The sequence below is a fragment of the Paraburkholderia dioscoreae genome (assembly GCF_902459535.1).
Lineage (GTDB): Bacteria > Pseudomonadota > Gammaproteobacteria > Burkholderiales > Burkholderiaceae > Paraburkholderia > Paraburkholderia dioscoreae.
The window spans coordinates 2,953,305-2,973,373 of record NZ_LR699553.1 but is presented as its reverse complement, the minus strand read 5'-3'; the positions used below and the strand labels follow the sequence as shown (position 1 = coordinate 2,973,373).

Genomic DNA, 20,069 nt, shown 5'->3' with positions numbered 1-20,069 from the left:
GACCGACCTATATGAAGCCGATCTGGATAGTAGACGACGATCAATCGATTCGCTGGGTGCTCGAAAAAGCACTGGCCCGCGAAAACTTCGCGACCCGCAGCTTCGCGAACGTGCGCGAGGCGTCGGCCGCACTCGATCACGACAGCCCGCAGGTGCTGGTATCCGACATCAGGATGCCCGGCGGCTCCGGCCTCGAATTGCTGCAAACCGTTCGTGACAAGGTGCCGGGCCTGCCCGTCATCATCATGACGGCGTTCTCGGATCTGGATAGCGCGGTCGCCGCATTCCAGGGCGGCGCGTTCGAATACCTCGCCAAACCGTTCGACGTCGACAAGGCGGTCGAACTGATTCGCCGCGCGGTGGACGAAAGCATGCGCGGCGAACAGACGTGGGACGAACGCGTTACCGAAGCACCGGAAATGCTCGGCCAGGCGCCAGCCATGCAGGACATGTTCCGCGCGATCGGCCGCTTGTCCCATTCTGCGGCAACCGTGCTCATTACCGGCGAATCAGGCACCGGGAAGGAACTGGTCGCGCGTGCGTTGCACCGACATAGCCCACGCGCGAACGGTCCCTTCATCGCGCTGAACACCGCGGCGATTCCGAAGGATCTGTTGGAATCCGAATTGTTCGGCCATGAGCGCGGCGCCTTCACCGGCGCGCAGGCCATGCGTCAGGGGCGTTTCGAGCAGGCCGAGAACGGCACGCTGTTTCTCGACGAAATCGGCGACATGCCGTTCGATTTGCAGACGCGTCTGCTGCGCGTGCTGTCGGACGGACAGTTCTATCGCGTCGGCGGACACAATCCGTTGCGCGCCAATGTGCGTGTGATCGCGGCGACACACCAGAATCTGGAGTCGCGCGTACGTCAAGGCTTGTTCCGCGAGGACTTGTATCACCGCCTCAATGTGATCCGCTTGCGTTTGCCCGCCTTGCGCGAGCGCAGTGAAGACATTCCGCTGCTCACGCGTCACTTTCTGCAAAAGAGCGCGCGTGATCTCGGCGTCGAGCCCAAGCGCGTGTCCGAAGAGGCGCTGGCCTATCTCGCGTCGCTGCCGTTTCCGGGCAACGTGCGCCAGTTGGAGAACCTCGCCAACTGGCTCACGGTGATGGCGCCCGCGCAGACCATCGAGATCAAGGACCTGCCGCCCGACCTCGGACCCGCGCAAGCCGGCGTGAGCGATCTGACCGGCGGTGGGAGCGGGGTGATCGGTACGGGCGAGGCGGGTCTCGCCGGCGGCGCGCCAGTCAACGGCACGAGTGCCGCAGCGCATCCGGCCGCAGCGGGTGGCATGCCGGTCGCGACCGCCGTCAGCGCCTGGGAAGGCGGCCTGCGCACCGAAGTCGCGCGCATGTTGCGCGAGAACGCCGCGGATGTAATGGACGAACTCGCGCGCCGCTTCGAAGCGGCGGTGATTCGCGAAGCGCTGGATTTCACGCGCGGCCGCAAGGTGGAAGCGGCGGAACGCCTCGGCATTGGCCGCAATACGATTACGCGCAAGATTCAGGAACTGAATCTCGAACCTTGATGGGAATGCCGGGGCGGTAATCCTATTTATTCTGATCTTGATGTCCCGCACTATGAGCGTTTGACGCGCATGGTGCGGCACGTCGTCGCCTTCACGATTCCGCGGTTAGAGTGACCGGCATAATCGGTTGTCCTTTCTATTTCGGGAACCGTTATGCCGACATCGTTTTCCTGGCCTCTTTCTCCTGACACATTCCTCGCGCTCGAAGCGCTCGACGACCCCGTGGTGCTCGAATGGGTGGAGCGGCAGAACGCGCGCACGCTTGCGGCATGGGGAAGCGGGCCACGCTTCAACGCGCTCAAAGACCGGCTCGCTTCCGTCTGTTTGCCGCGCGATCCGCCGGTCATTCCCGCACGCTGGCGGGATTGGGCACACGATATCTGGCAGGACGAACACAATCCCAAAGGGATCTGGCGCCGCACTTCGTGGGCCAGCTGGCGTGCCGGTCAAGCCGAGTGGCAGACGTTGATCGATTTCGACGCGCTCGGCGAAGACGAGCAGACGCAGTGGGTGTGCGCTGATCAGCAGATCCTCTATCCGGATGGCGACCGGGCGCTGATTTCCCTCTCGTCCGGCGGTTCGGATGCCGTCATCGTGCGCGAGTTCGATCTCGAGACACGTCGTTTCGTCGACGATGGATTTGTGTTACCCGAGCCTGGCAAGCATTCGATTTTCTGGATCGACCGTGACACCGTCTATCTCGGTTGGGACAATGGCGGGTTGAGTCTGACGCGTTCCGGCTATCCGCGCGAAGTGCGGCGCTGGACGCGCGGTACACCGATAACGGACGCGCCGGTCGTGTTCCGTGCCGAATTCGACGACGTCTCGGTGGGTGCAGATTACGATCCCATCGAACGGCGCCATGCGCTATTCGTCAGTGTCGATTCATTTGATTCGGATACCTATTATCTCGACGAGGCGCGGCAGTGGCAGCGCTTCGACGTGCCGGCACATGTTGCAGTCGGCGTGTGGGACGGATGGCTGCTTTTTCAGCCGCGCCTCCCCTGGGACTGCGATGAGGTGACCTACGCGGGCGGCGCGTTGCTGGCCATTCGCGAGGCGGCATTCCTGCGCGGCGAGCGGGATTGCGTGCCCCTCTTCGTGCCCACGCCGACAACGTCGGGCTGCGGCTACTCGTTCACACGGCACCTGCTAATCGTCTCGTATCTCGACGACGTTCAGCAGCGCACCATACTGTGGCAGGCAAAGCAGTCGGGCGACGGGATCTGGCAGTGGGATTCGCGCGAGTTTCCATTGCCGGAGAACGCGCAGATCGGTGTTTCGCCGATCGAGCCGACCATGGACGACGAGGCCTATGTCGGCGTCGAGGACTATCTTCAGCCCGGCGGCTGCTGGATTGTCGATCTGATGCAGGACGATCTCTCGCAGTGGGAGTTGATCGATCAATTCCCTGCCAGTTTCGATGCCACGCGTTTCGCCGTGACGCGCGCCCATGCGATCTCGGCAGACGGCACCCGGGTACCCTATACCCTGATCGGGCCACGTGAGCCCGGACAGCAAACGCGCCCGTGTCTGCTAAACGGCTATGGCGGTTTTTCAATCGCGCTGACGCCGGGCTACATGAGCGGGATCGGTGTCGGATGGTTGGAGCGCGGCAGTGTCTACGTGGTCGCGAATATTCGCGGCGGCGGCGAGTTCGGGCCCGCCTGGCATACTGCGGCGATGGGTCCAAACCGCCAGCGCGCGTTCGACGATTTCATCGCTGTCGCACAGGCGCTCATCGATACTGGGGTGACGACGCCGGCGCAACTGGGCATCCGGGGCGGCAGCAACGGTGGCTTACTGGTGGCGGCGTGCATGGTGCAACGGCCCGAGTTGTTCGGCGCCGTGGTCAGCCAGGTGCCGCTTCTGGACATGAGCCGCTACCATTTTCTGCACGCCGGGGCGTCATGGCTCGAAGAATACGGCGATCCGGATGTCCCCGAGCAGGCGAGGGTACTGGCCGCCTATTCGCCCTATCATCAACTGTCGGCTGAGCGCACGTATCCACCCGTGCTGTTCACGACATGCACCGGCGACGACCGCGTGCACCCCGGCCATGCCCGAAAAATGACCGCGCGAATGCAGGCGCTCGGCGCCGGCAACGTCTGGTACTTCGAGGACAAGGAGGGCGGCCACGGAGCGGCGGACGGCTTGCACATGGCGGCGCAGGACGCCCTCGTCCTCGAGTTCTTGTGGTCTTGCCTGGGTGACAGCGAGCAGCGCAACGGCTCAGCGTGCGAGGTTCAACCAGCCGGCCGTCAGCCCAGTTGCGCGACGACCGGCGCGTGGTCCGACGGCTGATCCCATTTGCGCGGCACCTTGTCGATGTCGCACGAAGAGCACACTTCGGCCAGCGCTTTCGACAGCAGAATGTGATCGATGCGCAGCCCGGCGTTGCGGCGGAACGCCATCATCCGGTAGTCCCACCACGAGTAGATCTTCTCCGGCTGCTCGAACCGGCGGAACGCGTCGACGAGGCCGAGTCCGATCAGCCGCACGAACTCGGCGCGTTCTTCGGGCGACACCAGATTCTGGCCTTCCCACGCTTTCGGGTCGTGCACGTCGCGATCTTCCGGCGCGATGTTGTAGTCGCCCAGCAGCGCGAGCTTCGGGTGCAACGCCATCTCGCTCGCGATCCAGTCGTGCAGCGCGGCGAGCCAGCGCAGCTTGTACGCGAACTTGTCGGTGCCCGGCGCCTGGCCGTTCGGAAAATAGGCGGAGATAACGCGCGTGTCTTCGATGGTCGCGGCAATCACGCGCTGCTGCGGATCTTCGAAGCCGGGAATGTTGCGCACGATGCTGCTTTCATCGACCGTCAGGCCGTCGCGCACCAGAATGCCGACGCCGTTATAGGTCTTCTGCCCCGCGAACCAACTCCGGTAGCCTTTCTCCGCGAGTTCGGCGCGCGGGAATTTTTCGTCCGGCAGCTTCAATTCCTGGAGGCACAGTACATCGGTGCCGGTGGTTTCGAGCCAGTCGATCACATGTTGCTGGCGGACTTTGAGGGAGTTGACGTTCCAGGTGGCAATTTTCATGGCATTCTCTCCAGCTTGCGTAATTCCAATAGTCCCGCATCTTATCGCGCGAAAGAGGGGCCGTGAAAATGGCCCCGCCGCGGCATAGAAAATAAAAGGGCGGATCGCTCGTGCCGCGGCGTATAGTGGGATCACACACACTCGCACTCTTGCGCATCGGGGAGGCATCATGGCTGAACTTTACCCAGCACTTTATAAGGACTTCGAAGTGCACCCGCTAGTGTTTTCGCGGACGTTCGACAAATTCGACGGCCACAAGCGTCACGCCGAAGGTTACGACGTCGCGGTGCGCGTCTGCCGGCCTGGCGCGATCAGCGGCTCGACGGCGAGCCGCGTGTTTCGTCTCGTGCTGCCGGCCACGTTCTCCGATTTCGGCGTGGCTAAACGCAGCGCGAGCCAGTACGGCGCGGATATCATCGACGGTAAAGTGGAAGGCGCAACGGTCCAGGATCTTTGAGTCATTTCACGAGCGCGAAATAATTCGTGCGACTGTTTGACGTATTGCGAACATCTCTATACAATCCGTTTTCTCTGACGCGGGGTGGAGCAGTCTGGCAGCTCGTCGGGCTCATAACCCGAAGGTCGTAGGTTCAAATCCTACCCCCGCAACCAACACAAAAGACACATTTCCGGCAGCACAGACGAGCAGCCGTTCGGAAATGTCGTCATAAGGCGCGAAGTGAGCGCCTTCCCTCTGTTCCAGTTCGATCGGTCCTGTTAGCGTCGCAAAGATTTGTCTTGCTTCGTTTGTCGCGTCGCCGGTTAGTGCCTCTCTCAATTCCAGCGTGTCTGCGAAACCCCTCCGCGATACTTCCATGAATCGGCTGCGGCTGCCCTTTGTTCGCGACGTTTCTGCTGTTCGGTCGCATGGCTCGCGGGCTCGACAGAGCGTGAAGCTTGCAACGAGAGCATGCCCCTGGGTTCGGTAAAACATTGGCGCGCCACGCGTCAGCAACACCGATGTTTCAAGTCTGACGCGGCTCGTCTGACGGGTTGTCTGACAGGCGTGCGGGGCAGGTCGAACCGCTGCCCCGCACGCAAGGCAATCAAAGCTTTTTTTGGCCAATTCATCATGACAGATGCGAAATTTCTAAAAAATGCCGAGGTGTGCACTGAACCCACGATGGCGCCATCCGAGCCGGACCGAATCAGTCATTATCTCGCCGCTCTTTCTTGCTACTCCGCATCAACTCGATTGCCGGAGAAGCAGGGAAGGGGTTGGCCAGATCGCTGTTGCGAAGCCATCCTGATACGACCTTGCGGGAGTCTGTTTCATCAATCGCCATATCGGGATTAACGTACCGCGCATACGAATAACCATTGCGTCGGCTAAGTAGTGTGACAAGATCTCCTGGCAATATATATTGTCGCCGTCTGCCAATACCCGGTTTTTCATAAAAATAGGATTTCTCGACGGAAACGGCGATGCCGACCGCGTCGAACCGTTTGGTCGCCGAATATTGACTTCCCCCGCGTTCTCCGGGCGCCGCGTTGAATAATCCCGCTGCACTCTGACATCCTCCGTGTGGATGATCTGTTTTCAGGGCGATTTCATTGTCGCGCAGGTATAGCGTTCCGCCGATTTCTGCCCGTGGGTCACGCTGAGCATAAGAGAAGGTATTTTTATAAGGAACGAAATCGAACGTTTTCATTTGCAACGCCTCTGTTCCGTCCGCACTTTTTACTCCATGATCCCGATTCGCCATAAACAGGAACTCGCACGAGAATGGAGGCTCGTGAGCGCGGTAATAACCGACGATATCCTGTCCCGACTGATATGTTACTAAATTCAGTTCGTCGTATGTTGTCGCGACACCTGCTGTTGCCATCCGGCAGAAAGGCATAATGAGGCAGAGTGTAATAAATCTAAAAAATATTCTATTTGAATTTTTCATAAAATTTGCTCATCTTATCCGGATATTTTTTAGGATAGCTGTGGCCATTATAATAATATGCAAAAGACTTCCAGTCCTTCTTTTTCAGGGCCTTTTTGGCTGAATCGTTCATGTTGACGTAGGCAATAAAAAGATCGAATTGCTCATCAACGCCCTGCATGGCGAGGTTGGCCAATTCCGTGGGACTTGTGTACCCCAATTCTTTGTAGAAAAAGGCCAGTACCTGAAAAGCTCCCCATGAACATGCCATTATCGCGGCGTCACGATTCAAAGCGCATGCCTGAATAAAGCGTTCATATTGATGCATTACCTTCTCGTCGCTATGCGACCAGCCACGGTCGTCAGTTTCCCCAGCCGTATATCCTCCTGGAATGGGCAGACAAAGATTAGGAAATGCGGGGAAGGGATTGGCTTCCTTCTTTAATAAACTCGTCTTTTCATTTTGCTTGTCCTTTGGCAGGAGAGATCGAAAAAAGACGTGGCGTTCGTAGAGAATTTTAGGTAATCCGTTGTCGCAAAACCCTGCCCCTTGGCTTTCGGTCATCGCGACTGCCTTGATGGCCGCCGCCTCACAACCGAGAGCCTTCGCGGCTTCGGCGTATTTCCTTTCGCTTATCTCCAGCGTTTTGGGATAGTTGAGCTTTGAACCGAGTACGTTGAATGCGACAGTGGCCGGCTTGCCAGTATCGACAACCTTGTAGTGGTGTTCGATGGTCACGGTCGTCTTTTTCTTTTTCGTCTTGTCGTCGACAGTGGTTTCCTTATGGCGAGTCGGGGTATCCTTTTTAACCTTGCCCTGCTCGGTGACTTTCTGCGACCACCCAATATACGGCCCGAACTCTTTCACGAGCCGCTCGATCGTCATGACTTCACCTGGTTTGACGAAGGGAAGATTCAGATCCTGCTCAAATTCCTCTTTGGGCGTCAGCTTCGTCGTGGCTTCCAGGTGGTACTCAGGGCTCGTGACCGTGAATACGCTGATGTCCTTCTTCGGCGTAACCGTTGCCTTCCAGACGAATTCGCCGCGACGGTTCTTCACGAGCACATCAATCTGCTGGTTGCGTGCGGCATTGCGAATCGTGACCGCATAGCCGTCTTTGTCCGTTGTTGCCTGAATGCTGTTCGCAACCGCGGGCGGCGGCGCCGTAGAGACGGGTGCGAGGGGAACGGCCGGTGCGGATGCGGTGTCGGCGTCTGTGCCCGCTCCTGTCGTCCATTGGGGAGCGGGCTGCGCGCCCGTACCGGCCTTGATCTGGACTGACAGCCCTTCAATGGGTTTTTGCAGAACATCGCGAAAGACGAGGGTAACTTGCACGTAAGGGGCGGCCGATGCCTTCGGCTGGCTTGCTGGATGCTGGTGATGGGCCATAGGTTCTAGTCAGTTCGTTCTGCGTTTGCATGCGCGCTCACGCAGACGTGTCGCTACCGTCGGACTCGCCGTGGTCGTAAGCGTCCTCCGCGATGCGCCAGTCGCCCGCGCCGACTTCGCACTTCACCTTGGTCGATACCGACGTGGTAACGGCCAGCGTGGCCCCGTCCGTCAGCATGCCTTGCTGCTGGATCGTGCCGTCCGGTAGATAAATGCGATAGGGACGGTCAGCCAGTTTGGGGCCGATGCCACGATTCCTGACAACGGTACCGACGTCGAACATCTGCGTATAAATGTCGGTCGGATTCTGAGCGAGCGGGGCGAGCGGAAGGACTGGCAGTGGCGCGCGCATCGACGATGCGTCCGGTTTTTCCCAGGAAGGGGTCTTTTCGAGAATCGGCCCGGGTGAGCCGTTGATAATGCCGCCTGCGTTGATCTGAATGTACGAACCGCCGGCGCCAATCCAGACTTCCTTCGATGCGGTGAGGATGATCTTGCCGTCCGCGCTGCTAACGGTAACGTCCTTGAGCGCCGCAAGCGCCAGCTCATCGCTTTGCGCCTGGATGTCTATCCTGCCTTTCGCCGCGATCAGCTTCATGCCCAGGTGGTAAGCGAACAGGGAGATCGCGCCGCGCACCGAGGCGAGTAACGACCGCCCCGACGACACGCTCACATCGCGGCCCGCCGTGACTGCGTGATCATTCGCGCTTGCCATGTGCGTATTGTCGGCTGCCGAGGTCGCGATGCCCGCGCTGCTTGCCATTAGCAGGTCGGGACGGGTCATTTCCGGCGACGGATTTTCGCGGATCCTTGTACCGCCTTTGATCGCGTTGTTCTGTGTGCCGATCGCGCCGGTCGCGTCGTTCTGGTTCGCTTCAGCGGGTTGCGCGTTGTGCCGCTGCGCAAGCTGCGCGAGGTCTTCATGCTGCTCGCGCGCCTGCGTCAGGCGTTGTACGGTCTCACCCATGTCCTTGACGGGCGACATTGCTCCGGCTCGCGTTTCGGTCGTCACCAGGATGCCCCGATTTGCACGCACGACGCCATGTGCTTCGGTTGCCAGTTCGAAGCCTTCACCGCGCGCGTTGTCGCGTCCTTCATGTCCGTCGATGCGCGTGTTATAGCCAAGCACGAGCCGCGACTGCGCGTGGTCGCTTGCCACCTGAACCTGCAACTGTCCGGGCGTGTCGTCCGTCACGACACTGTTCGCCGACTGGCCTTTCAGTTCCTGGCTGCGCCAGCCCGACAGCGCGTCGTTCTTCGGCAAGGCCCACGGCGCCTGATGCAACTCGGTCGTGTGCTCGGACATGATGTAGGGCCGGTCCGGGTCGCTGTCGTAGTAGCCCACCAGTACATGATGTCCGACGCGTGGCAGCCACATGGCGCCGTGTTCGGCGCCATGCCACGGCGACGCGACCCGTAGCCAGCAGCTTGCGTCCTGGTTTTTCGCACCGATCCTGTCCCAGACGAAATGAGCTTTGACGCGCCCATACTGGTCACAGAAGGTTGGTTCCTCCCCATAACCCGTGATGATGGCCGCCTCGGCATAGGCGCGGGGCTTCCGCGCTTTTTGCGGCGTACGGAAGAACGTCGCGGCGGGTACTGCCGTAAACCTCGTATCGCAGTGGTACTGGCGGATTAAGCCGCCGTGCTGGGTGACAGTGTCGTTGTTGACGATCTTGGTGTCGGTCGACACGACCAGATACTCGCCGTTGCCGGGCGTCAGCGGATAGCGTTCGAGCGCAAACGTATAGCCCGTCATCAGTCCGCGCAGGTTGCCTTTGCCTTTCGCGCGCAGGCTCTTCGAACGGTGCGCCTCGACTTTCACGCGCGCGAGGTGCCTGCTGTCGAAGTCGGGATCGTTCCGCCACGAAGGATTGACGCCGTTCGGTCCTTCCATCGGCTGCGAATAGTCGCCCCACGCGTATTCCTCGGCGTTGTCGAATGAGCGCTGGCTAGGGTTCGCCTCGTCAACCGCAAGGTCGGCAAGCGACTGCGTGTAGTCGTAGTCGACCAGCGTCACCTGGCCCGTTGTAAGTTGCCGGGCGATGCGAAAGGCGTGGACATGTTCTTCGTCGATGCGCTGGCCGTCGCGGTCGAGAAAGCGCAGCGTCTGGTAGGCGGCCGGGTGTTTCTTATAGCCGCCGGGTGAGTCGCACAGAACCAGAGTGCTCTCGCTGAAGAAGAACGTGATGCCCCATTCCTGCCACAAGCGCGACAGCCATGCGAAATCCGACTCCCACCACTGTCGCTGATATTCGCGCTTCGGGTAGGGGCGCCGCGCCGCGCCGGGACCGGCCAGACGCATGTCGAACGGGTACGGGTATTTCAGCAGTACCTCCCGTGTTATCTCTGTCACGTCCTTGTTTTGCATGACCCGGCTGTCTCGGTTCAACGTGGCGAGATATAGCCAGGGGCGAATCCTGAGCCGGTAGAACGCACGCCGGTCATCCGCGCCGACGCACTGCGCCGAAACGATCAGGCCTGTCAGCTTGCGCACGTGCGCGCCGAAGTTTTCCGCCCCGCCCGTGCGGCCTGGCTCCGCAGTCCCGCTGCCTTCGATGGCGATGCGGACGGTGATTTCCTTGCCGATCAGCGCATCGACATCGACCAACTGCTGCGCCTCGATAACGCTGAGCGCCGCGTCATCGATGGTGCTCACGTCGACGTCGTAGTCATACAGACGGCCGAGCTTCTCCTTTCCCGACAGCCGGCAGACGACGAACAGCGGTCCGCCCGCCCATTGCGGCAGCGCCTTGCCGGTAACTTCCAGCGTGCGCGGCTGTTTAAACCAGGACATCAGCGACTCCAATCATCAGCAACTCATGTGCGAGGTCAGTCAGGCGCGGTGAGACGAGGTCGTCACGCCGCGTCACGCGTGCCGGAGCGCGGTGGCCAGTGTCCGATACGCCCGCGCTGCTTCGAGCGCAACACGGTCGTCGTGAACGAACGAGGCGATACATGACGTGCCACGTAGCGTTCGAGTACGAGTCCAAGCGTGTACGGACTCATGCCGTCGAACTCTGTTTCGTCGAAAGTCAGCTCGCATTCGATCCCGCGGCCGAACGTGAGATGGCCGTCAAGCGCCCGGCGGCGGTTGACGGGCGTTGCGGTTGCGCCCACCAACCCCGCAACCTGACGGCGCAACCCGGGAGATTCGCTGCCCAGGTACAACGCCAGCAGCTTGCGCAGTCCATCGCCCGCGCACGGATGATCCGGCCTGCTATCGAACGCCGCGTAGGTGAAGCTGAGTTGCCCGATCAATTGCCACGCGTGATCGCCGCACGCGAGCGGCGGGCGTGGCATTGTCGGCGCGCGCAGCAGGCCGATGCTCCTTTGGGGAATCGAACTCGCCACGGACAGGTCGTTCACGCCGTTGCACGGCAGTACGCATGGCAGGTCACGATTGGTCAGTAGCGCCTCGAGCGATATATTGCGGATGCCTTCGGTACTGGGCAGTCCGTTTTCATCCACCAGCGAAAGAAAGGCGCGTGTTTCCGTAAACGCCCGGCGGGTGCCGTAGTGCCGGGTTTCGTCGAGCGGGCGGCTCAGTTCGCGACGAATCGTAAAGCGGTGCCCGCCGTGGTTCTCGTCGTCCAGGTAGTGTGCATGCAGCGGCTGGAGCCGCAGCGCTTCGGAGTCTTCCGAGACCTGCCCCCAGGCACGCGACACCGAATGCACGTCGTAGTCGCGGGGAAATTTGGCCACGGGCACGAGGCGGTGCCCGGTTGCCTGAGCGTCGAGCTCCAGCCACTCGGTGCGCCTCGGAAACAGGTTGATGACAGGCGTGCAGAACAGCGCGAAGTGCGACGCGTCGACCGTCTGCGCCAGCCCGTCCACAGACCGGTCAAGCAGCACGATGACTTCAGCCTCATTGCCGCCGATGGCTGATAGCCCTTTGCCGAGGCCGGTGAGCGTGAAAAACCAGAAGCGTGCGGGACAGGCGAAATACTCCTGCATCAGGTTATGCCCGTGAAACTTGCGAGGGACTGCGGGCAGCAGGCTCTGTTCCGGTTCCAGTGCGTCATGAACGACCGCGTCAGCTGTGACGACATGCAGCGTGCCGGTCGCGAGTTCGCCGGGTACGCCCATAACGGTGGCTACGCCGGCTGCGTGGATCAGTTCGAACAGGTGTGAAGCAGCGGCTTCGTTGCCCGCGAGACAGACCGGCAGCCGTTCGAGCCCCGCGAGGCTCGAGATCGGTGCGCCATTGATCGTTCGCAGAAGAAGCCGCAACGCGCCCTGTATCTGCACCTCTGGCGTGATATAGCGGCCGAGCTCCGGGATATCCGGCGGGATGCCGGTCAGCCGTGCCTGCGCGATCTCCAGTGGATAGAGCGTTACGTCCTGGCTGCTGCGGAACTCACAGGCCGTCAGCTCACCGTCGGGTACGCGTGAGAAGAAAGCCGTGCCGCGCGGCACCGTGGTTCCGTTAGCGGACTGCTTGCCCCGTACGAGCGGAAACATGCGCGCGACAGCCATTGAGGGAATCTGGCTGACATAGTTCGGATAGACGGTTTGCAGTAGCGGCTGTGTGAATTCCGCGAACGCTTGATCCAGGCGCATCTGCATGCGCGCGGTCGTAAAGGCCGAAGACTGGAGCAGGCGCTCGACGAAGGGATCGCCGACTTCGCCCGCCTGCATGCCAAGGCGCTTCGCGACCTTGGGATGTGCTTTCGCGAACTCCTGCGCCAGTTCGTGCATGAACAGCAATTCGGCGTTGTAGTACCCAAGAAGTCGCGGATCCATCGCTTCACGTCACTTCAGGTGGTGCATGGGTGGGGAAACGGATTGGTGCGTCCGCAAGCGTAGGCAGGCGCGCCTTCTGCGTATGTCGTCCAGACGTAATCCATATGTCATCCTTATTAATTGTGTCGAAAGACAGATCGGAAGAGCTATTGGATCGCAAGCCGACCCCTTGCGCCATCAGAAGAATCACAAAAATGTGTGGGAAATTTCCTTGTGGGAGCTCGCGTTTAACTGGCGCAAAGTGACTGCATGGGACGAGCGGAGAAAACCGACTTGCAATCCGTGGCGGAACGATTGGCCAAGCCCTTTGCGCGCCAATTTGCTGATGGCTTTGCTGCGAGGTTTGCGTTCGTCCGCGCACACGCGCTGGAGCACACGCACCCATCGGCTTTCACGCCGAGCCGATCGCCCACTCCACCGCCGCTTGCGCATGCAACGCGGTCGTATCGAACACGGGCACTACTGAATCCTCCGGCTTGATCAGCAACGTGATTTCAGTGCAGCCGAGAATCACCGCCTGTGCACCACGCGCGGCCAGCGCTTCGATCACTCGCTGATACACCGCACGCGAAGCGTCGTTCACCTTGCCGTGGCACAACTCGTCGTAGATGATGCGGTGCACGTCCGCGCGTTCGGCCTGGTCGGGAACCAGCGTTTCGAGGCCGTAGCGCTCGTGCAGGCGTCCCGTGTAAAAAGTTTGCTCCATCGTATAGCGCGTGCCGAGCAGGCCCACGCGTTCGATTCCCGCCGCGCGCAACGCGCTGCCGGTCGGATCGGCGATATGCAGGAAGGGCACGTCGATCGCCGCTTCGATCGACTCATACACGCGATGCATCGTATTGGTCGCCAGCATCACCAGATCGGCGCCGCCCTGTTCGAGTCGGCGCGCGGCGTCGGCCATCTGCTGGCCGAGCGCGCTCCAGTCGCCCGCGCGCTGGAGCGCTTCGATCGGCGCAAAGTCGACGCTGAGCATCAGGCTGCGGGCGTTGTGGTGGCCGCCCAGGCGCGCCTTCGCGTGGCGGTTCAGAAGCTTGTAATACTCGGTGGACGATTCCCAGCTCATTCCGCCGATCACGCCGATTGTCTTCATGTCCCTGCTCCATGAGTGGATGACGGCGCGGCATCGGCCGTCTGTCTGGCGAGTATAGGCGGGCGGCGCGACCCGCAGCCGGTACGGATCGCGCGTCGCCCGCCGGTACGGGTTGACGCAACGGCGGCGGATAAAAACGTCGGCACGCGCTTTCTGACGCCGATAGAATCGTCATCAATCAGGAAGGCTCAAAGGGAGCGATACATGGATCTGATCATCCGCCGCGCGATGCTGTCCCCAGGCGCCGCGCCGCAACAAAAAGAGCCGGTCGACATCGGCATCGAAGCGGGCCGCATCGTCGCCGTCGAACCGAATCTGGCCGCCAGTGCGCGCGAAGAAATCGATGCCGCGGGCTCGCTCGTCACGCCGCCGTTCGTCGATCCGCATTTCCATATGGATGCGACGCTCTCGTACGGTCTGCCGCGCGTGAACGCGTCGGGCACGCTGCTCGAGGGCATCGCATTGTGGGGCGAACTGAAGCCTGACCTGACGCAGGAAGCGCTGATCGAGCGCGCGCTGCAGTATTGCGACTGGGCCGTCGCGCGCGGCCTGCTGGCCATCCGCAGCCACGTGGATGTGTGCGACCCGCGCCTGCTCGCGGTCGAGGCATTGGTGGAAGTGAAACGCCGTGTCGCGCCGTATCTCGACCTGCAACTGGTAGCCTTTCCGCAAGACGGCGTATTGCGCAGCGCGGGCGCCTTCGAGAACCTCAAGCGGTCGATCGCGATGGGCGTGGACGTGGTCGGCGGCATACCGCATTTCGAGCGCACCATGGCCGACGGCGCGCAGTCCGTGCGCCTCCTGTGCGAGTACGCGGCGGAGCAGGGCTTACGCGTCGACATGCATTGCGATGAATCGGACGATCCGATGTCGCGCCACATCGAGACGCTCGCGGCCGAAACGCATCGGCTCGGTTTGCAAGGGCGCGTGACCGGCTCGCATCTGACCTCGATGCATTCCATGGACAACTACTACGTCAGCAAGCTCCTGCCGCTGATGCGCGAGGCGGGCGTCGCGGCGATTGCGAATCCGCTGATCAACATCACGCTGCAAGGGCGCAGCGACACCTATCCGAAACGGCGCGGCATGACGCGCGTGCCGGAGATGATGGCGGCGGGCATCAACGTCGCGTTCGGCCACGATTGCGTGATGGACCCGTGGTACAGCCTCGGTTCGGGCGACATGCTCGAAGTCGCGCACATGGGCTTGCATGTGGCGCAGATGACGGGCGTCGACGGCATGCGCGCCTGTTTCGACGCGGTGACGGTGAACGCCGCGCGTATTCTCGGTCTGGAGGGCTACGGTATCGCGCCGGGCTGCGCGGCCAATCTCGTGCTGCTCGACGCGCGCGATCCGGTGGAGGCGATCCGCCTGCGCGCCGCGCGTCTCGCGGTGGTGAGCCGCGGCAAGGTGGTCAGCCGCGCACCGGCTGCGCGTGCGGCGCTGTCGCTCGAAGGCCGGCCTTCGGAGGTGGATTTCAAGCTGCATCGCGCCTAGTTGCGCATTCAACGTTCACGAACAAAAAAGCCGGCGCCTGCGTCAAGCAGGTCACCGGCTTTCATCGGCCCATGCAAGGCGCCGACGCTTGTATCAACCTCAACCGATCAATGCGCAGCGCCCGGCGTCATGCCGTTGTGCCGCAGCAAGGCGTCGATATTCGGCTCGCGGCCGCGGAATGCCTTGAACGATTCCATTGCCGGACGGCTGCCGCCTACCTCCAGAATCTCCTTGCGATAACGCATGCCGGTGGCCTGATCGAGCACGCTGCCGCTGGCCGATTGCGCGGCTTCTTCGAATGCCGCGTAGGCGTCGGCGGACAGCACTTCGGCCCACTTGTAGCTGTAGTAGCCCGCCGCATAACCGCCCGCGAAAATATGGCTGAATGTATTCGGCCAGCGCGAGAAGGGTGCCTGCGGCACGACGTGGAAGCGCTCGTTGATTTCGCTCGCGAGCTCGGTGGCGCTCTTCGTGCCGGACGCATCGAAGCCGGTATGCAGTTGCATGTCGAACATCGAGAAGACGATCTGGCGCAGCGTGCCGAGACCGCTCTGGAAGTTTTTCGCCGCGAGCATCTTGTCGAACAGTTCGCGCGGCAACGGCTTGGCCGTTTCGACGTGCGAGGTCATGTCGCTCAGCACGTCCCACTCCCAGCAGAAGTTCTCCATGAATTGCGACGGCAGTTCGACCGCGTCCCACTCCACGCCGTTGATGCCCGACACGCCCAGCTCGTCCACGCGCGTGAGCATGTGGTGCAGGCCGTGGCCAAACTCGTGGAACAGCGTGATGACTTCGTCGTGCGTAAAGCAGGCGGGCTTGCCGCCGACCGGCGCGGAGAAGTTGCAGGTCAGATACGCGACCGGCGTTTGCACGCCGCCGTGCGTGTGTCTGTGACGGCCGCGCGCGTCGTCCATCCAGGCGCCGCCGCGTTTGCCTTCGCGCGCGTACAGATCGAGGTAGAACTGTGCAACGAGGCCGCCGTCCTGATTCTCGACACGGAAAAAGCGCACGTCCGGATGCCACACGGCCGCTTTGTCGCGACGGATGCGCACGCCGAACAGCGTTTCAGTGACCTTGAAAAGACCCTTGAACACGGTGTCTTCCGGGAAGTACTGTTTGACCTCGTTCTCGGAGAACGAATAGCGCTTCTGACGCAGACGCTCAGCGGCAAATGTCATGTCCCACGGCTGCAGTTCGCTCATGCCGAGTTCGTTCGCGGCGAATTCGCGCAGTTCCTTCCAGTCCTGCTCGGCATGCGGACGCGCACGCGTGGCGAGGTCTTCGAGGAAGCTCATCACCTGGGCGGGCGACTCGGCCATTTTCGGCGCGAGCGAGACTTCGGCGAAATTGTTGTAGCCGAGCATGTGCGCTTCTTCGGCGCGCAGTTTCAACTGCTCGGCGAGCACCGAGGTGTTGTCCCACTCGGGCTTGCCGTTGCCGTATTGCGGGCCGAGTTCCGAGGCGCGCGTGACATAGGCGCGATACATTGCTTCGCGCATCGGACGATTCTCCGAGTACTGCATCACCGGGAAATACGACGGGAAATGCAGCGTGAATTTGTAGCCGGTTTTGCCTTCGCGCTCGGTCGCTTCCTTGGCGGCTTCGATCACGTCTTCGGGCAGGCCGGCCAGTTGCGCTTCGTCGCCGGCTGCGACGATATACGCATATGCGTTGGTCGCGTCGAGCACGTGATCCGAAAACGCTTTCGACAGCGCCGCCTGGCGTTCCTGCAATTCGGCGAAATGCGGCTTCTGGTCTTCCGGCAATTCCGCGCCGGACAGGCGGAAGTCGCGCAGCGCATTGCCGAGGATCTTCTTGCGCTCGCCGGTCAGCGATTCGAAATCGCTGCTGGCGTGCAGTGCCTTGTACTTCTCGTACAGCGCGAGGTTCTGTCCGACGCTCGACCAGAATTCGGTGACGCGCGGCAGATTCTCGCCATACACGGCGCGCAGCTCGGGCGTGTCGGCCACCGCGTTCAGATGGCCGACCACGCTCCAGGCGCGCGACAGCGGTTCGGTGGCGCGCTCGACCGGCTCGACCACGTCGGCCCATGAAGCAGGCGTGATGGGCTGGGCGGCGCGCTCGACGGCGGCGGACGCGTCGGCGAGCAGCACATCGAGGGCGGGCGTGACGTGTTCGGGGCGGATTTGGCCAAAGCGCGGCAGGTCGGAGAAATCGAGGAGCGGATTGTCGTGATTCGAGGCGGTAGTGGACATGAGGCTTCCTGTCTGACGCGGGTGAACGGGTAATCGGTGCATGGACGGGCGTCCCTTAAGAGGACGTCTTCGGGCGCGCGCGGCGACGCCCTGTCGCAGCCGATAGAGACATTATTGGGGCAGGACGTGCCGATTCCAATCCGTCGACAGACAAATTATCAGATGTCGCCGCAATATGCGCGAGGCGAGGCGAGGCGAGGCGAGGCGAGGCGAGGCGAGGCGGGCGGCGCCGCGCGGCGAAAAACGCCGTTGTGCTTTGTGCGAAAGCGAACGGTTCCGATTGCTGCTATGCGGCAATGTGGAGTGCCGCTATCGGTCAGCGGCGTTTTTCGTAAAGAGGTATTGATGAACCCGCTTTCGGATGCGCTATCGCGCAAGGGCAACAACTTCGATCTGGTGCGGTTGCTGGCCGCCGTCGCCGTGGTCTACGGCCATTCGTATCTGCTCCAGGCGCCCGACGGCAGCACGGATTGGGTTCAGAACGCGCTCGGTTTCGACGGTTTCGGCGCATTGGGCGTCTACGCCTTTTTTCTGTTGAGCGGCATGCTGGTGACCGCCAGCTTCGACCGGCAACGCTCGGTGCCGCGCTTTGCCGTGTTGCGCATTGCGCGCCTGTGGCCGGCGGTGGCGGCCGGTTCGCTGGTGACGGTGTTCATCATCGGCCCGCTTTTCACGACGCTGCCGCTGCGCGAGTATTTCGCCTCCGGCATGACGTGGGGCAATCTCGACAACTTCTCGACCATCGTGCTGAAAACCGGCTGGGCGCTGCCCGGCGTGTTCGAGCACAACCGCTTTCCCGTCGACATCTGCGCACCGCTCTGGACGCTGCCGCTCGAAGTGCGTTGCTATCTGATCGTGCTCGCGACCGGCATGGTGGGATTGCTGTCCAGTTCGCGCGGCGTGGCGCTTGCAGCCGCGCTCGGGTGCGCCGCTTTCGTGCTGCGCGTGAATCTGTCGCACTGGCAGGTCGGTTTGCGCGATTTCAGCGAAACGCCCGGCGGTTATTCGTTCTGGCCGGAGCCGTTTTTCATGCTGGGCATGCTGCTGTACGGCTGGCGTGAGCGGATCGATATCAACGGCCTGACTGCGCTGGCGCTCACCATGGTGTTTCTGGTGTTCCGCGATACGGCCGGCGCGCAGCCGCTGTTCTATCTGGCCTTCGTGTACGGCGTGCTGTGGCTCGGCACGACGCCGCTGTTGCGGCGCTTCGTGCCGCATCACGATTACTCGTACGGCATCTATCTGTACGGCTTCATGGTGCAGCAATGCGTGGCGAATATCGCGCCGCAGTTGAACCACGTGGCGGCGGTCTTGATCGCCGCGCCGTTTATCCTGCTGTGCGCGGCGCTGTCGTGGCACTTCGTGGAGCGGCCCGTGCTGAAGTGGTGCCGCAGGCGTCTCGCGCGCCGGTCGACGCCGCTAGCCGCCGGCATGCCGGCAAGCGATCAGGCCGTGCGCTGAGATGCGGCGCGTGTATGGCGCGAAGGTGGCGCGATGTGGCGCGATGTGGCGTCTATCATGGTCGATGCCCTGGCGCGACGCCAGGGCCGAAAGGTCTCGATGCCGGCGGAGCGGCTCTCCGCTCTACCGGCCTTTCGCCCGACGTTCTGCGCCCGACGTTCTCCGCTTTACGCGTTTGCCGCCGCTTCACGCTCGGCGGCTTCGATCGTATTGACGAGCAGCATGGTGATGGTCATCGGGCCGACGCCGCCCGGCACCGGCGTGATGTAGCCGGCCACTTCCCTGACACCCGCGAAGTCGACGTCGCCGCACAGCTTGCCGGCTTCGTCGCGATTCATGCCGACGTCGATCACGGCCGCGCCCGGCTTCACCATGTCCGCCGTGAGGATGTTGCGCAAGCCGGTGGCGGCCACCACCACGTCGGCGTTGCGTGTGTGGGCCGCCAGATCGCGCGTCTTGCTGTGGCAGATCGTCACGGTCGCGCCGGCTTCGAGCAGCAGCAGCGCCATCGGCTTGCCGACGATGTTCGAGCGGCCGATCACCACCGCGTTCGCGCCTTGCAGCGGAATGTCGTAAGCGGCGAGCATTTTCATGACGCCGTACGGCGTGCACGGACGGAACAGCGGCTGGCCGGTCATCAGGGCGCCGGCGTTGGCGACGTGAAAGCCGTCCACGTCCTTTTCCGGCGCGATCGCCTCAATCACCTTGTGACTGTCGATATGCGGCGGCAGCGGCAGTTGCACCAGAATGCCGTGAATGAGCGGATCGCGGTTCAGTTCGTCGATGCGCGCGAGCAGGTCGGCTTCCGGCAGGTCGGCCGGATAGCGGTCGAACGACGAGCCGAGGCCATTGTCGTGGCACGCCTTGACCTTGTTGCGTACGTACACTTCGCTGGCCGGATTGTCGCCGACCAGCACCACGGCGAGGCCCGGCTGATGGCCGCGGGCGGTGAGGGCGGCAGCGCGCGCGGCGACGTCGGCACGCAGGGTCTTGGAAAGGGCAAGGCCGTCGATCAGTTTGGCAGTCATGGTCGGGTCGAGATGGGCAGTTTGGAAAGCGGGGCAGCGCGCAGGCGCTCGTGCGGGCCACGCGCGATGGCGCTTTTCAGCGGGAATGGGTCGGCACGTGAAAAGCGCGCGGCGCGAATCGGGGTTAAGCAGCGCTGCAAAGTGCGACATTATACCGGCCCTGCCCGGTGGGCCGCGTGCGGACTCCCGGCTCGATTGAC

At 62.1% G+C, this 20,069-nt stretch carries 13 protein-coding genes and 1 tRNA gene; 6 read left to right on the top strand and 8 right to left on the bottom strand.

What is annotated here, in order from left to right; translation table 11 throughout:
* Positions 1–11: 11 nt before the first annotated feature.
* The gene (gene ntrC, locus PDMSB3_RS13300; RefSeq protein ID WP_007181255.1) at positions 12–1,529 is read left to right on the top strand and encodes a nitrogen regulation protein NR(I); all 1,518 of its coding nucleotides are present in this window, start codon (positions 12–14) and stop codon (positions 1,527–1,529) included.
* Positions 1,530–1,682: 153 nt separating this feature from the next.
* A complete protein-coding gene (locus PDMSB3_RS13295) occupies positions 1,683–3,833 on the top strand; it encodes a prolyl oligopeptidase family serine peptidase (protein ID WP_007181256.1) in 2,151 nt (716 codons plus the stop codon).
* Here the strand turns inward: PDMSB3_RS13295 and xth are convergent.
* A complete protein-coding gene (gene xth / locus PDMSB3_RS13290) occupies positions 3,791–4,567 on the bottom strand; it encodes an exodeoxyribonuclease III (protein WP_007181257.1) in 777 nt (258 codons plus the stop codon). The genes PDMSB3_RS13295 and xth overlap by 43 nt on opposite strands.
* A gap of 169 nt (positions 4,568–4,736) precedes the next feature.
* Between xth and PDMSB3_RS13285 the strand changes: the two genes are divergently transcribed.
* Together PDMSB3_RS13285 and PDMSB3_RS13280 are read left to right on the top strand one after the other, a co-directional pair.
* The gene (locus tag PDMSB3_RS13285) at positions 4,737–5,024 is read left to right on the top strand and encodes a hypothetical protein (RefSeq protein ID WP_007181258.1); all 288 of its coding nucleotides are present in this window, start codon (positions 4,737–4,739) and stop codon (positions 5,022–5,024) included.
* 78 nt (positions 5,025–5,102) lie between these two features.
* Positions 5,103–5,179 (top strand) — tRNA-Met (locus tag PDMSB3_RS13280).
* Between the two features lie 536 nt (positions 5,180–5,715).
* Here the strand turns inward: PDMSB3_RS13280 and PDMSB3_RS13275 are convergent.
* The 5 genes from PDMSB3_RS13275 to PDMSB3_RS13255 all read right to left on the bottom strand — a co-directional run bounded on the left by PDMSB3_RS13275 (position 5,716) and on the right by PDMSB3_RS13255 (position 13,667).
* Complete coding sequence (locus tag PDMSB3_RS13275) at positions 5,716–6,462, bottom strand: hypothetical protein (RefSeq protein ID WP_007181259.1); 747 nt, start codon at positions 6,460–6,462, stop codon at positions 5,716–5,718.
* Positions 6,446–7,831, bottom strand: coding sequence for an N-acetylmuramidase domain-containing protein (locus PDMSB3_RS13270; RefSeq protein ID WP_007181260.1), 1,386 nt, complete (start codon positions 7,829–7,831; stop codon positions 6,446–6,448). Before PDMSB3_RS13270 ends, PDMSB3_RS13275 begins: the two co-directional genes overlap by 17 nt.
* Positions 7,832–7,868: 37 nt before the next feature.
* Positions 7,869–10,628: a type VI secretion system Vgr family protein gene (locus PDMSB3_RS13265; protein ID WP_007181261.1), complete on the bottom strand. Its 2,760-nt coding sequence runs from the start codon at positions 10,626–10,628 to the stop codon at positions 7,869–7,871.
* A 62-nt stretch (positions 10,629–10,690) separates the two neighbouring features.
* Complete coding sequence (gene tssF / locus PDMSB3_RS13260) at positions 10,691–12,577, bottom strand: type VI secretion system baseplate subunit TssF (protein WP_007181262.1); 1,887 nt, start codon at positions 12,575–12,577, stop codon at positions 10,691–10,693.
* A 391-nt stretch (positions 12,578–12,968) separates the two neighbouring features.
* Entirely contained in the window at positions 12,969–13,667 is a 699-nt protein-coding gene (locus PDMSB3_RS13255) for an aspartate/glutamate racemase family protein (protein WP_007181263.1), read from the bottom strand.
* A gap of 204 nt (positions 13,668–13,871) precedes the next feature.
* Between PDMSB3_RS13255 and PDMSB3_RS13250 the strand changes: the two genes are divergently transcribed.
* A complete protein-coding gene (locus tag PDMSB3_RS13250; protein WP_165186577.1) occupies positions 13,872–15,164 on the top strand; it encodes an amidohydrolase family protein in 1,293 nt (430 codons plus the stop codon).
* Positions 15,165–15,271: 107 nt separating this feature from the next.
* Here the strand turns inward: PDMSB3_RS13250 and PDMSB3_RS13245 are convergent, their stop codons facing one another.
* Entirely contained in the window at positions 15,272–17,380 is a 2,109-nt protein-coding gene (locus tag PDMSB3_RS13245) for a M3 family metallopeptidase (protein ID WP_165186575.1), read from the bottom strand.
* Positions 17,381–17,725: 345 nt separating this feature from the next.
* On the opposite strand from PDMSB3_RS13245, the gene PDMSB3_RS13240 reads away from it, so the two are divergent.
* A complete protein-coding gene (locus PDMSB3_RS13240) occupies positions 17,726–18,841 on the top strand; it encodes an acyltransferase family protein (RefSeq protein ID WP_007181266.1) in 1,116 nt (371 codons plus the stop codon).
* A gap of 167 nt (positions 18,842–19,008) precedes the next feature.
* On the opposite strand, the gene folD is transcribed toward PDMSB3_RS13240, so the two are convergent.
* Entirely contained in the window at positions 19,009–19,869 is an 861-nt protein-coding gene (folD, locus tag PDMSB3_RS13235; RefSeq protein ID WP_035518004.1) for a bifunctional methylenetetrahydrofolate dehydrogenase/methenyltetrahydrofolate cyclohydrolase FolD, read from the bottom strand.
* Positions 19,870–20,069 lie beyond the last annotated feature (200 nt).